Source organism: Neolewinella lacunae (assembly GCF_014349155.1).
GTDB classification, from domain to species: Bacteria; Bacteroidota; Bacteroidia; order Chitinophagales; family Saprospiraceae; genus Neolewinella; species Neolewinella lacunae.
In genome coordinates, this window is sequence record NZ_JACSIT010000141.1 from 30,939 (window position 1) to 45,588 (window position 14,650).

Consider the following 14,650-nt stretch of genomic DNA (forward strand, 5'->3'; position numbering starts at 1 on the left):
TAGGAGGCATGAAGACCACCAAACTCAACAACGGGCTGGCCATGCCCCAACTCGGCCTCGGCGTCTATAAAGCTGCTAATGGCCAGGAAACCATCAACGCCATCCACTGGGCCATTGACGCGGATTACCGCCACGTAGATACCGCCCGCATCTACAATAACGAGGAGGCCGTAGGCGATGCCCTCCGCTCGGCCACCATCCCGCGCAGCGACATCTGGCTGACCACCAAGATCTGGAACGACGACATCCGCGCTGGCCGCACCACCGCCGCGCTGCACGAGGCATTGAAGCGCCTGAAAACCGATTACATCGACCTTCTGCTGCTGCACTGGCCGGTAACGGGGTCGGTCGCGGCCTGGCAGGAACTGGAAAAGGCCGTCGGTGCCGGAAAAGTGCGTGCCATCGGCCTGAGCAATTTCATGCCCGAACACCTCCGGGAAATTCTGGAAGCGGCCGAAATCATGCCGGCCGTCAACCAGATCGAGTACCATCCCTACCTCGTACAGTCGGACACCGTCAATGAGTGCGACGCGAACGGCATTGCCATCACCGCCTGGAGCCCCCTGATCCAGGGCAAGTTTCTGGAAGAACCCCTCTTCGCGCAAATCGCCGAGCGCTACGGAAAAACCCCCGCCCAGGTGGTACTGCGCTGGTGCATCCAAAATGACATCATCGTCATCCCCAAAAGCACCAACCAGCAACGCATCCACGAAAATGGCCAGCTCTTCGACTTTGAGCTGGAAGAGGCCGATATGGTGGCCATCGATGAACTCGAACGCGGCGAGCGCGTGGGGCCTGACCCATACGACTTCGATTTCTAAAACGGGCCATTCCGCGGCTTGTCGATTCCCTGCCACTTTTCTGGCGAAGGACCGGGCGTTTATCTTTGCGCATGGCTGGGTCACTCTTTTTCCCTAACCAAGGCCTGGCTTTTACGTCCTACCAATAGCTTATTCGACCATGACGCTTACTTTTCATCCGCTCGAAAATACCAATACCGCCTTTTTCCACGAGCTCTTTCATTCTTCCTTCTATACGCCGCCGGGGGAACCGCCCCTGCCATTTGACGCGATCCGGAGCCCGGAGTTGCGCCGCTACTACGAGTACTGGGGCAAAGCGGGGGACTTGGGCTTCATCGTCCAGCAGGACGGGGAAGAAGTCGGAGCGATTTGGTCCCGCAAATTCACGCGGGAATCCCCGGGTTACGGCTTTGTGGCCCACGATGTTGCCGAATTGGGCATCGCCATCAAGCGGGGACTCCGGGGAGCGGGCGTTGGCCAAAAACTGATGGACCACTTCCTCGACGCTATGCGGCAGCGGGGAGACAAACAGGTTTCGCTTAGTGTACACGGAGACAACCACGCAGCGCAGTGGTACCAGCGTATGGGTTTCCGCACGGTTGCCTTTGATGGGAAGAAAATGACGATGGTACTGGATTTATGAGGAGATTCCGGTAGGGCGTGAGGATGGGATTCCGGTGTTAAGCCACCGAAAAGGCCTAACTTCCACCCTACAAACATCCCGAATGCTACGTTATGCACTGTTTTTGGCAATCGCTCTGGGGTCGGTTGCTGCCTTTGCTCAAGACGAAAGCCACATCGATAGCCTGGAAGCAGACCTTGCTGCGCGCGACGTCAGCGACACCCTGCGCATCCATACCCTGATCAATCTCTGGCGCGCAACCTCCAACAACGACCTTGAGCGCGCAGAAGCCTACAGCCGGCGCATCATCGCTGAATCGCAGGCCCTGAACTACCCGGTGGGAGAAGCCACTGGCTACCAGCGCCTGGGCATCGTCCAGGATTTTCTGGCCCTGAAAGACAGTGCTTTGGCCAACTACGCCAAGGCCATGGCCATCTACCGCGCCCGCAAGATGGGCCGCCTGGAAGGCATCATGCTGTTCAACACCGCCATCATTCACCAGGAAAGCGGCGGCTACGATACTGCCCGGCATTACCTGCGACTGGCCGACGAACGCTTTGCCGACGGAGACCACCCCGTGGAACGCAGCGCCGTCAATAAACTCACCGCCGTGATTGAGCGGCAGCTGGGCCACCCCGATCAGGCGCTCGTCCACGCCCGGTTGGCTTACGACCTGGCCCGCAACGCCGGAGACAGCAGCCGCATGGCCGACGCCGAACAGGAAATCGCCTTCGGCTACCAGGCCCTGGATGACTACCGCACGGCCGCAGACTTCTTCCGCCGCTGCGCCGGATACTACCGCCGGGTGGAAGATGACTACTTCGCCACCGTGAGCCTGCTCAATCTGGCGACCTGCTTCCAGTCTTTAGGTCAGGTAGACGAAGCGCTGCGGGTAGGGCAGGAAGCCCTGGCTTTTGCTACCGAGGGCAAATTCCTGGGCCTGGAACTGGACGTGCGCAACACCCTGGGCAATGTCTACTGGGAAAACAATGACTACGAGCGCGCCCGGCAGGAGTTCCTTACGGGCCTGGAACTCGCCCGCGACCAAGACAACCAACGGATGGAGGCCGAACTCGCCACTTACCTCACCGGCGTCCGGCTCGAACTGGGCGAGTACACCGCCGCCCGCCAGCACGGTGAAGCGGCCTTAGCCCTGTTGGAAACCCAGGGACAGTTGGAACTCATTCACCGGACCCACGGACACCTGGCCACCATCGCCGCCCGCTTGGGAGATTACCCGGCGGCCTACCAGCACCTCGTCGTTCGCCAGGGCCTCCAAGACAGCCTGCACCGCCGCAGCATCGCCGATAAAGTGGCCGAGCTAACCCTGCTTTTTGAGAAAGAAAAGCAAGACCGCCTCATCGGCGAACAACGAGCCAGGCTCAGCCTGCTGGAAAGCCAGGCGCGGGCCAACCGACTCCAAAAAATCAGCCTGGGAACGGGGCTGGCCCTCGTCTTCGTCCTGCTCCTCGCCGGGTGGTACTCCTTCCGCCAGCGCCGCATCCGCCTGCAGCTGGCCCGCGAACAACTCATCCAACAGGTAAAAGACCAACAGCGCACCCTCAGCACCCACGCCCTCCAGATGGCCCAGAAAAGCCGCTTGCTCGATCAGCTCGGCGAAGAACTCCGCCAGGTCAAAGGCGAACGGCCCGACGACCGCAAAAAACTGGACAGCTTACTGCGTAACCTTAGCGGTGAAGAACGCATTGACCAAGACTGGGAAAATTTCCGCACCTACTTTCAGGGCGTGCACGGCGACTTCGAAGCCGTCCTCGAAAAGGCGGCCGAACAGAAGCTTTCCCCGCGCGAATTGCGCCTGGCCGCCCTCATCAAAATGCAACTCAACAACCAGGAAATTGGCGATATCCTCGGCATCTCGCAGGAGAGTCTTTACAAGGCCAAGTACCGCCTCCGCAAAAAATTCCCCGCCGCCGCCGGCGGCGAGCTTGACACCTACCTCCACGAATTGGTCCGGTAGCCCTCCCTGGGAACCAGGAGGCACTAATCCTAGGCTGTCTAATCTAATGGGTTTAACCCGTGCGCGCTTTAGGGGCCTGGCCCCCCTAGGTTGAGACCCTCTGGGTCGATCCAGCTAATCACGGTGCCCCCCTGGGTTGAGACCCTCTGGGTCGATCCAGCTAAGTACATTGGCGTATTCTCCTACGACCCAGAGGGTCTCGACCTATTAAGCGCTTGAGCCTCCCCCGGTTGGCCAAAGTGAGTACGGCTGCGGCCTGGCTAATTAGACAGCCTAGCACTAATCCCCCGCCCTCCCGGTAATTCAGCCAGCAAGCAGCTTTTTCTGCGCCTGTCCGGTAGATGTCCGGCCCCAAAAATTGCAGTCAAAGGGTCGTGTACCTGAGTTTTGTGGACCAACCGATTGTTGGTTGCTCACCCAAAATTCATAGCATCCCAATGAAAAACCGACACAAAGCCATTTCTGCTCTCCCGCGCCGTGGTGCCCTCCTTGCCAGTGGCGGGCGAGCGGGTGAGCGCTTACCTTGATTGACCCGTGCCCCGCCTGGCCAGTCGACACCCGCCGGGATGTGGGCACGGCGTCAATTGAAGGTCTCTCCACCCGGGCCAGGTAGACTGTCCCCCGGTGCCAACCGCCACAAACGGGGGCCGACTTTAGCGACGCATCCCTTGCGCTGGCCCACTTTTCGCTTATTTAATCAAGGTATTTAACAATGACCAGCCGAATTCTTTTCTCCCTGCTGTTGCTCAGCACGGTGGGGAGCCTCCGTGCGCAGCCCGAAGCCGACACCTGGTTTTACGGCTTCAAAGCCGGGGCAACCTACCACCGCATTGCCGAAATCGGCACCACCATCATCCCCGACGTTTTTCCGCAGGACAGCTACAGCACGGAGATTGCCCCGCAGTTGGGCTTTGCCGGTGGGGTGGTGTTTTACCACCGCTTTTACAAATCGCGCTTCGCCATTCAACCCGAAATCCTTTTCGCCAGCCGGGGCGGCGACTTCAACTACTCCGACGTCCGCGACCTGGAGTACAGCATCGGTTTTAATTACCAGTACCTCAGCCTGGGTGGCCTGATCAAGACTTACCCCGGCGGCGGGTTGCACTTTGGGGTGGGTGCCCAGGTCGCTTTCAACGTCGCAACGGATAAGCTGACCTACCTCAGCAACATGCCCGAACTGGGCCCCGACCTCCAGATCCAGCAAAGCCTGCGGGAGGTGCTGGTGGGGAGTAACGACATCAACGTACTGCTGCAGGCGGGCTACGATTTCCCCTTCGGCCTCATGGTGGAGGCCCGTTACGTATTGGGTCTCAAAGACGTTTTGGAGACCAGGGCCAACGGCTTCAACTTCATTGAAAACACCAACCGGAGCAGTGGTTTCCAGATCACCCTCGGCTGGCTAATCGAATTCCCATGAGGTGCTATCCCCATTTCCCGGCCCTGCTGGTATTGCTTTTTGTGGCCCACCATCTGGGCGCGCAGCCCGTTCCCGTCCCCGGGTTGGCCGGGGCGGGCGGCTACTACATTTTCACGGTGCACCCCCCGGCAAGGGGCGAGGCCGTGGTTTGGCAATACGGCGATCTTACGTTGACTACCCATCGCCTGGTGGACCGCTCAGACAGTACGGTGCTGCACCTTGCTCCGCCGACGCACCTCACTTTGCGGACCTTTGTACAATCGGGCGCGGACGCAGGTGCCGGGTGGCGGATGGAGGAGCAGGGGCTGGGGGAGACCGGCGAAGTCCTGGTCTATCCCACCCTCCTGAGCCCCGGGCAGCGGCAGCTTACGGAAAGCTACCTGGCCCTCCGCCACGGCATCACCCTTAACCAAGGGCTGCCAACGAATTACCTGGCCCCGGCTGCCGAAGGTGGCAGTTACCCGGTCTGGACGGCCACGGCGGCCCCGGAATTCCGCCACCGCATCGTCGGGCTGGCCGTCGACACCACGGCGGGCTTGCTGCGCACGGCGGGATATTCCGTCTTGGCCCCGGAGCTTTTGCAACTGCGCTGGCGGGAAGCCCCGGCGGCTACGGCCTACTTCGTTGTAGCCGACGACGGAGCGCCCACCGCCCGCCGCGCAGACCGACTCCAACGGCGCTGGCGCGTGGAAACCCACGGCGCGGTACCCGACACAACCTGGCTGAGCATCCAGCCCCGCTCCCTTTTTGAGCGACTGGCCACGGGCGAAGGCTGGGCGCTCGCCGTGGAGCTGGCCGACGGGCAAACCGTGCTGTTGCCGCCAACGCCGTCCGAAGGTGAATTACTCTTCCCGCTCCCCGCCGGCACAGCCTATTTTCAGCTGGCCATTACCGGGGCCCGGACGGACGGGCCTACAGAAGACCCGGCGCTGGCCCACCTTAGCCCCAACCCCGTCGCCGTCGGCCAAGCCACCCAATTGCGGATAGCGCTGGCGGTGCCCCAAGCCCTCCACCTCAGCGCTTATGACCTCAACGGCCGGCAACTGGAAGAGCGTTGGTTGCCCCCAACGACCCACCACCTGACGGAGCTGACCTTCCCCGCTCCCGGCACCTATACCCTGCACCTGCGGCCGCGCCCCCATGGGCCTACGCAAGCCCTTTTCGTAGTCGTCCAGTAATCCCTCCCAAAAGCCCACTGCCATGAAAACCTGGCTTCTTTTGCTCCTCATCGTCTGCTGCGCCCTGCCGGTGAACTGCCTGGCGCAGGCTCCGGCCAGTCCGCCGCCCCTTTACCGCCTCCTTTCGCCCCAGGAGACGTCGCCGGTGGCCAATCCCGCCGACGGCATTGCGCTGATAGAGCCGCCCGTAGCCAACCCCACTGGCGGAGCTCACCTTAGCTACCCCATCAAGCTGCCGCCCGCCCGCAAGGGCCACGCTCCCCTGTTGGGCCTGTCTTACGCCTCCGACCACCTCCACGGTTGGTTGGGCCGGGGCTGGGACCTCAGCCTGCCCAGCATCGACGTAGAAACCCGCTGGGGCGTACCCCGCTACGACCCCGCTACGGAGACGGAAACCTACCTGCTGGAAGGCAATATGCTCGCCCCCGTTGCCCACCGTGGCCCCAGCCGGCCCCGCGCCGCCGACCGCAGCTTTAACCCCCGGGTGGAAAGCGACTTCCAAAGAATTACCCGCCACGGCAACGGCCCCCGCAACTACTGGTGGGAAATCGCCTACCCCGATGGACTGGTGGAGTACTACGGCGGTAGTTCCGAAGGACTGAGGGCCGATGCCCTGCTCCGTGACCCCGCTGGCAACATCAGCAGTTGGGCCCTCGTCCGCAGTACCGACGTATACGGCAATCGCATTGACTACCACTACCACCTCCAGGAAGACACCGGCCACGCCAACTCCACCGAAAGCGGTACTGAGCGATACCCCGACTTCATCACCTACAACGGCTACGGAACGGAGGAAGGACCCTATGAAATCCGCTTCCGCCGCGACCGCCAACTGGGCGAAAGCCGTCGGCCGGACGTACGGACCGACTACAACAGCGGGCACAAAAAAGTGGTGGCCGACCTCCTGCGCCGCATCGAGATCAGCTACCGCGGCACCCCCGTGCGCCACTACGAACTGGGCTACCAAACGGGCCCCTTTCAGCAAAGCCTGCTGGAGGACATCACCGAATTCGGCTCCGATGGCAGTGTGCTGGCCAGCCACCGCTTTGCCTACCACGGGCTGCCAGCGGGGGATTTTTCGGCCTTCGGCGCTGCGGAGACCTGGGACACGGGCAACGATAACGTCCGCGGCAACATCCTCAACCCCATCCCCGGCTTCACGGGTGAAATCTCCGCACTCGGCGGGGCGGGCTCTACCAGCCTGCAAGGGGGGACGGCCGCTACCGTGGGGCCAATCGGCCCGCCCGGCTCCAAAGAACTCACCGTGGGCGGAACGATTGGCCTGGGCAGCAGCTCGGCCAACGGCCTGTTGGCCTTTGTCGACATCAATGGCGACGCTTTGCCCGATAAGTTGTTCCGCCGGGGCAACGACCTGGTTTGGCGCGAGAACCGATCTGCCAGCGGGCAGACCAGTTTCGGGCCCGTTCGCCCCGTCAATGGCCTGCGGGACTTCAGCGTCACGGAAACGGCCGAAAACAACTTTGGCTTTGAGGCCAACATCACCCCCTTCTTTGCGGGTTACGAAAACACTACGGCCCGCACGACCACGACTACCTATTTCAATGATTTTAACGGGGACGATTTGCTCGACGTGCTCCACCGGGGCCGCATTTATTTCAACCACCTTGACGGGGAGGGCAACCCCACCTTCACCCTCAACAGTGGCGACACGCCCAGCCCCATTGTGGCCGGGGCCAACCCCGACGGGGGGCTGGTGGAGGTTGACCCCGCCGAGCAACAAGAACTGCTGGACCAAACACCCCGCCACGACGTAGTCCGCAGCTGGGAGGCACCGTGCGCGGGGCAGATCTCCATTTCCGGGGCCGTCGCCCTCGTCGAACAGCCGGGCATCGATGCCTACAGCCGGGAAGACGGGGTGCGGGTAAGCATTGAACTCGGTGGCGCGCTGGGGAACCTCGGCATCCCCAACATCCAATTGTTTACGGCCGTGCTGCCCGCCAACGACTATGCCCCACGGGTGCCCGACTTGCGAAACATCCCGGTGGTGGCGGGCCAGCGGATTTACTTCCGGGTGCAGTCCATCCTCGATGGGGCCTTCGACCGCGTGAGTTGGGACCCCGTGATCACTTACGACGGGGAAGATTTGACGGAGCTGGACCTCAACGGACGCCCGCGCTACCGTTTTCAGGCCAGCGAAGACTTTCTGCTGGCCAGCTGCCAGACCGTAGCCATGCCACTGGCGGGGCGGGTTGACCTGGTGGGGACCTTCAGCAAGCCCGTGCTAACGGACACCCTCCACCTGGAGTTGCGCCGCGGCGGCAACGTGATTTTCCGCCAAAGTTTTGCGCCGGATACGGTGGTGACGGAAGCGGCCATCCGGCTGGAAAACTTTGCCGTGGCGGCGGAGGAGCAGTTGCAACTGACGATGCGGGCCAACAGCTCCATTGATTGGACGGCCCCCGCCTGGTCGCCCCGCCTCGTCTACCGGAGTGCCGATGACGGCACCGTGGTGGTCAGCCCCGAGGGCGAAGACCTCTACAGCTATTGCCCGGCCATTGATTATACGCTGCACTCGAAAATTGTCCGCAAGGGCGACCGTTGGCGGCCACAGACTGATAGTTTCACCTATTCGCTGTCGCTCGACCTGGGCTTCCCCCCCGTGCAGCTCGCCGGGGAGTGGCTCACTTTGGTGGTGCGGGGCCCCGATACCGTATACCACCGTTACGAAAGATTCCTGTTTGGCGCGCTCGCAGGTGCAATGGCCGTTGGGGATACGCTGGTGGTGCCGCCGGGGGTCGAGGTCTGGGTGGAGGTTTTCGGACCCGCCGCCCTGGCCAATGCCCTGAGGAATTTAACCCTCGCCATTCGGCCCATCGGGCAAATCCTTCCGGGGGGGCTGCCCGTGCCCTACGGGGTGTACCGCAAGCGGAGTCCCGACGAGTTATTGCTCGGACCACAGTACCGGGGCTGGGGGCAGTTCGTGTACCGGGGCGAAGGGGCCGCCGCAAATACGGGCATCATTGAAGCCAACTTGCGCCTGACGGAGCCCGACATTGACGAGGAGGACGTAGAGGACATTGAGATTGACCCCGACAACCCCGACTTCAGCGACTTTGAAGGCCTGGCCAATGACCCAACGCAGGAGCCCTTCGTGGTGATGGTGGCCAGCCCCAAAGATGGTTACTGGCAGGGCTATGATAACCTGACGCTGCTGGGGGCGGATTACCAATCGAGTTCCCGCCTGGGGCAGGATGATGTGGTGCTGACGCCCGACTTTGGCACGGGGAGTTCCGCCCCACCGCTGGCGAGTGTAGCCCGTATCCGGGCGGTCTCCGTGGGCGTGGGTTTTGGGCCAGCCAGCCTGGCGGGCAGCAAGGCCGACAACACCACCACCAACCTGCTGGAGGTGATGGACCTGAACGGCGACCGTTACCCCGATATCGTTTCGCCCACCCTGGCGCAGTACACGACGGTTTACGGCGGCCTGAGCAACCGCACCTATCGCCACGGCTTTGGCAGCCACGTTGCCCAAAGTAGCGCCCTGGGGGGGACGGCGGGCGGCAAGTTCGTGGATTCTTCCCCCACCAACTCTGGCGACAGCAGCGGAAAGGGCAGCCGTCGCCGTTCCCGCCGGGCCAAGACCACTACCAAAAACCAGGGCGCGAAGGCGCAGTCGGCCAACGAATCGGCGGAAGCCGGGGGCTCCATCAGCGTCAACTTTGCCATCGACAACGACTACACGGTACACAGCTGGTTCGACATCAACGGTGACGGGCTGGCGGACAAAGTGTGGGACAACGGCGACGTGGCCTTCAACTACGGTTATCGCTTCGGGGGGCGGGAAAACTGGGGCTTTGCCGACATTCGCCGGGGGGTGAGTATGGACTACGGCGGCGGCGGCGGCATCAACGTGAGCAACAACAGCTTTGCCGCCGGCGTAGCCATTACCCGCACGGACAACTACAGCACCGCAGGCCTCCAGGACATGAACAACGACGGCCTGGCCGACGCCCTTTCTTACAACCCCGACACCCGAATGCTGCGCGTGGCCCTGAACACCGGATCAGGCTACGCACCGGCCATCAACTGGGGCCGGCTCACCGAACCCTACGACAAAGGAGACGCTACGGCGGAATCGGTCAATTTCGCCTTCACCGTTTGTATCCCCATTTTTTTCATCCGCGTTTGTGTGAACCCCAGCGGATCGGCCGGACGGGGCGTCAGCCGGGTCCTGAGCCAATTCGATGACGTAGACGGAGACGGATTCCTGGACGAAGTGATGGCTACGCGCGACAACGAAATTATGGTCCGTCGCTCCACCCTCGGTAAAGTCAACCTCTTGCGGGAAATCCGCCGCCCCCTCGGCGCAACCATCCAACTGGATTATACCAAAGCTGGCAACGACTACGGCTTGCCCTTCGCCAAATACGTTCTGAGCGAGGTCCGTCTCAACGACGGGGCAGACGGCGACGGGCCCGCCTGGCGCAAGACAAGGCTGGCCTACGCAGGCCCCAACCACGACCGCCACGAGCGGGAATTCCTGGGCTTTGCCCAGACGATCAGCACCGAGCTGGATACGGAGGATGGGGACCGGCCCTACCGCAGCCACACCCTGGAATACGCCAACAATAATTTCTACGACCGCAACCTCCTGCTGCGCGAGTACACCGAAGACGCTGCGGGGAATCGCTACCGGGAGACCGTCTTTACTTACTTGCTGACCAATCCCGCGACCCAGACGGAGTTGCCGCCCGCGCTGCTGGCCTCCGACCAGGGCCGGGCCTTCCCCCTGTTGGTGGCCCGGACGGAGAACTTCTACGAAGGCGCCGCTGCGCCACAGCTGAGCCGACGGACGACTTTCCGCTACGACAGCCTCGGGCAAATCCTGAGTAAAACCGACTTTGGCGATGGGAGCCCGGAGGATGAATTGCGCACCGACTACCAATACGCCCCGCTCCCCGCAACGGTGTTTAAGGCCGACCGCCTGACCGCCCTGCGGGTTTACGGCGGCGGAGAACTGCTGCGGCACAGCGAACTGGACGTCGATGAGCGAGGCAACGTGCTCCAACTCCGGCAGTACCTGGACGAGAACACAGCGGCCGTGCGGGATTACACCTACGATGCGTGGGGGAATGTGTTGACCAGCACACGACCACCGAATGAGGCCGGGGAACGCATGCGCTACACCTACACGATTGACACGGTGGAACGGATGTACGTACTGCGGACGGAAGACAGCTACGGCTACGTTTCTACGGCGGAGTACGAGTTTCGCTACGGACAGCGGGTGGCGGCAACGGACGTGAACGGGCATACCGTACGCTACGCCCTCGATCCCCACGGCCGCGTCCGGGAAATCAAGTTGCCGAAAGACTCCGTTTTCAGTTTTCGTTTCCGCTTTTACCCCACGGCAGATCCGCCCTACGCCACGACGGAGCGCTACGACCCCCACCGGGATGGGGTGGTGACCAGCCACAGCTTCCTCGACGGGCTGGGGCGGGTCATCCAGCGGCAGCACGCAGCGGTCATCGACGGCCAGGAGCAATTCCGGATTAGCGGGCAGATGGGCTACGACGCATTTGACCGGCCCATCCGGGAGGGCTACCCCCTGGCGGCGAACCCGGCTCCCGGACGACTTCACCCGGCACCTGCGGCCGCGCCCACCACCACGTCTGCTTACGATGTACTGGACCGGCCGACGAGCATGACCCTGCCCGACGGCTCCCGCAGCACCCTGGAATACGGCATCGTGCCCGGGCCTACGGGCGAATTGCTGTTTCAGGAAAAGATGACCGATGCCCTGGGCTTCCGGGAAACGACCCTCACCGACGAGCGCGGCAGGCAGGAAGCCTACCTGCGCGAGGCGGACACAACAACGATCACCACGGTTTTTGACTACAACGTACTGGGGGAATTGCGGGCGGTGGTGGACGACGGCGGGTTTGCCACGCGCTACGAATACGACCGCCTGGGCCGGCGCACCGCCGAGATCCCCGCCGACGGAGGGCGCACCGAAAAGGTGTACGACCTGGCGGACAACATCGTGCGCAAGCATACGCCCAACCTGCGGGAAACGCTGGGGGAGCAAGGAGCCATCATCTACCACTACGACCACGAACGGCTGCGGGAAATCATCTACCCCATCAACTTCCAGAATAAGGTCAGCTTCAGTTACGGGGGGCCAGAGGCCGGGTTTAACCGCCGCGGGCGCATCGTCTTATGCCTCGATGCCAGCGGCGGGACGGAGTACTTCTACGACGCCCACGGCGAGACGAACAAGACCATCCGGACGCTACTGATCAATGAATCTACCGTGCGGACCTTCATCCACGAAATGGCCTACGACAGCTGGGGGCGTGAGCAGCGGATGGGCTACCCCGACGGGGAGTTCGTAGCGTATGGCTACAACGCCGCCGGCCAACTGGAGACCATGAGCGGCGAAAAAGACGGCAACCACTACACCTACCTCAAAGACGTTCGCTACGACGTCTTTGGCCGCACGGTAAGCAAAACCCTGGGCAACGACGCGCAGGAAACGCTGACTTTTGACCCGCTCACGCAGCGGCCCGCCACAGTGGGCATCATGGCCAACGGGGTGGCCCTGCAAAACCTCCGCCTGGGCTTCAGCCCGGTGGGCAACCTCGAGACCAGGGAACAAACGGCCGGCCCCCAGGATGGCCTGGGCGGCAGCTACCGCGAGCGTTTCGTGTACGACCCCCTCCACCGCCTGACCGAAGCCAGCGGGGAATTCAACCTGGCGGAGGGGACCAAAAGCTACACCTACTTCGTCGACCACGATGCGCTTTACAACCAAACCCGGCGGGAGCTTGAACTGCGCAATGACGGCGCGGTGGATGCGCTAAACAGCTTCGATCGGCGCCTGGTAACGGAACCCAGCTACCCCCACCGAATCCAGACCCTGGGTGGGCGGCAACACCACTACGACGCGAATGGCAATCTGCTGGGCTACACCGGCGAGGCGGGCAGCTACCGTTACCAGCAAAGCCGCTGGGACGAAGAAGACCGGCTGATGGAATTCAGCGACAACGGCACCATCACCCGTTACACTTATACGGCGTCAGGCAGTCGGGCCATCCAGAGCACTGGCACCCTGCGGGGGGTGTTTACGGACGGAGCGCCGGCGGGTTTTGTGAGCCATAGCGGGAATTATACCGCCTACGTATCGCCGTTTTTCAGCTTTACCAAAAGCAGTTTCACCAAGCATTACTTTGCCGATGGACAGCGGCTGCTGACCAAGCAGGGCACGGGAGAATTCAACAACATTTACTGGTACGCGGGCGGCCTTACGGCGGGAGACCTGAACTATACCGCCCGGATGAACGACCTGACGCAGACGGTGTGGAATTATTACCTGGCCTTGGGTTTGCCCCCGGGGCCGCCGACGCTGCCGGGCTACTACGGCCAGCCCGGCGTTACGGGGGACCCCCTGCCGACGAGTGCGGGAGGCGATTTTGGTTCCGCCCCGGGCCAGGCCCCCCCAGGCCCGGGTGGCCCGCCGGACCCGACGGGCCCACCCGGGCCGCCCACCTGGTACCGTAGTCCGCCGGGCCGCGATAGCCTGGGCGCTGGCTACGGCTACGAGGGCTACGGCGTATTCCCCGAAGTGGTGGGCTCGTACTACCACAGCGACCACCTGGGCAACGTAACCTGGGTAACGGACGCCCGCGGTGCCGTAAGCACCTACCGGGCCTACTTGCCCTCGGGTGAGTTGTTGGTGGAGCAGGAGCGCAAAGCCGCGCCGCTGAAGTTTACCTTCAATGGCAAGGAGGAAGACCCCGCCAGCGGCCTCAACTATTTCGGGGCCCGCTACCTGAACCCGGAAGACGGGCACTGGCTCAGTTTAGATCCGATGGCCGAGGCCTTCCCCGGGCACAATCCCTACGCCTTTGGTTTGCACAACCCTTTGCGTTTTGTGGACCCCGACGGCCGGGCTGCCTTCGACTTCTACCCCACGGAAGTGGCGGCGGCGATCAATTTTGCCAACATCCACAACAAGGCCTCCATCCAGGACAACCGCGAGCGGGGAGCCAACATCTACCGGACGACCCTGCGGGGGCAGACCGTGTACTTCTACGACGACCCCGTGCGCGGGGAAGAAAGCGGAGTAGACCTACCGCCCACGCTGCCTTTCGTGGAAGTGGTGGCTGACATCCACACCCACAGCCGGATGGAAGATGGAGCCGAAGGGTACAATCACCATTCCGATGACGACCTGGATGGCAACGATGAAGCCAAAAGGAGGGGCTACGTAGCCGTTCCCCTGGGACAATTAAAAGTCTATGACCCCAGCACGGGCGAAATCGACGTGGTGGCCGATGGCCTGGCCTACGACAAGGGCTATTACGAAAAGTTCTTCGGCCAGGAGCATCCCGCCAAAACCCGGCAGAAATACTATCGCCGCATCAAACACGGGCAGGTGACGGGGGGAGGTACGGCGGCCCGGACGGCAGCCCAGGAAAAACGCAACCTGCTGCGCTACGCCCAGAGCATTGCCAGGGCGGCGGGACCACCACAGGAGCCCGCCCGCCCCCGCCCGGGGGTAATGAACCAGCTGAAGGGGTACGTCCGGCGGGTATTTTGGCGGTAAAACGACCGGTGATAAAGCAAAAACGGCCGCGCCCAAGGTGCCGTTAGTGGTCTTGGGCGCGGCCGCAGGTGCCGTGGAAAAGGGTA

Annotated in this window: 6 protein-coding genes; all 6 read left to right on the plus strand. The window is 62.5% G+C overall.

The window, feature by feature from the left end; translation table 11 throughout:
* Window positions 1–8: 8 nt before the first annotated feature.
* Window positions 9–821, plus strand: coding sequence for an aldo/keto reductase (locus H9S92_RS15930; protein WP_187467686.1), 813 nt, complete (start codon window positions 9–11; stop codon window positions 819–821).
* Between the two features lie 139 nt (window positions 822–960).
* Complete coding sequence (locus H9S92_RS15935) at window positions 961–1,443, plus strand: GNAT family N-acetyltransferase (protein ID WP_187467687.1); 483 nt, start codon at window positions 961–963, stop codon at window positions 1,441–1,443.
* A gap of 82 nt (window positions 1,444–1,525) precedes the next feature.
* Window positions 1,526–3,400 (plus strand): MalT transcriptional regulator family protein, encoded by a 1,875-nt coding sequence (locus H9S92_RS15940; RefSeq protein ID WP_187467688.1) that lies wholly within the window; start codon window positions 1,526–1,528, stop codon window positions 3,398–3,400.
* 712 nt (window positions 3,401–4,112) lie between these two features.
* Window positions 4,113–4,817 carry a porin family protein gene (locus tag H9S92_RS15945; protein WP_187467689.1) on the plus strand — a complete coding sequence of 235 codons (705 nt, stop codon included), beginning with the start codon at window positions 4,113–4,115 and terminating at the stop codon, window positions 4,815–4,817.
* Window positions 4,814–5,995, plus strand: coding sequence for a hypothetical protein (locus tag H9S92_RS15950; RefSeq protein WP_187467690.1), 1,182 nt, complete (start codon window positions 4,814–4,816; stop codon window positions 5,993–5,995). Before H9S92_RS15945 ends, H9S92_RS15950 begins: the two co-directional genes overlap by 4 nt.
* A 22-nt stretch (window positions 5,996–6,017) precedes the next feature.
* Entirely contained in the window at window positions 6,018–14,564 is an 8,547-nt protein-coding gene (locus H9S92_RS15955; protein WP_187467691.1) for a SpvB/TcaC N-terminal domain-containing protein, read from the plus strand.
* Window positions 14,565–14,650: the final 86 nt, after the last annotated feature.

Coding starts and splice junctions, on each gene's coding strand:
- H9S92_RS15930 (WP_187467686.1), top strand. CDS start 9: ATGAAGACCACCAAACTCAACAACGGGCTGGCCATGCCCCAACTCGGC.
- H9S92_RS15935 (WP_187467687.1), top strand. CDS start 961: ATGACGCTTACTTTTCATCCGCTCGAAAATACCAATACCGCCTTTTTC.
- H9S92_RS15940 (WP_187467688.1), top strand. CDS start 1,526: ATGCTACGTTATGCACTGTTTTTGGCAATCGCTCTGGGGTCGGTTGCT.
- H9S92_RS15945 (WP_187467689.1), top strand. CDS start 4,113: ATGACCAGCCGAATTCTTTTCTCCCTGCTGTTGCTCAGCACGGTGGGG.
- H9S92_RS15950 (WP_187467690.1), top strand. CDS start 4,814: ATGAGGTGCTATCCCCATTTCCCGGCCCTGCTGGTATTGCTTTTTGTG.
- H9S92_RS15955 (WP_187467691.1), top strand. CDS start 6,018: ATGAAAACCTGGCTTCTTTTGCTCCTCATCGTCTGCTGCGCCCTGCCG.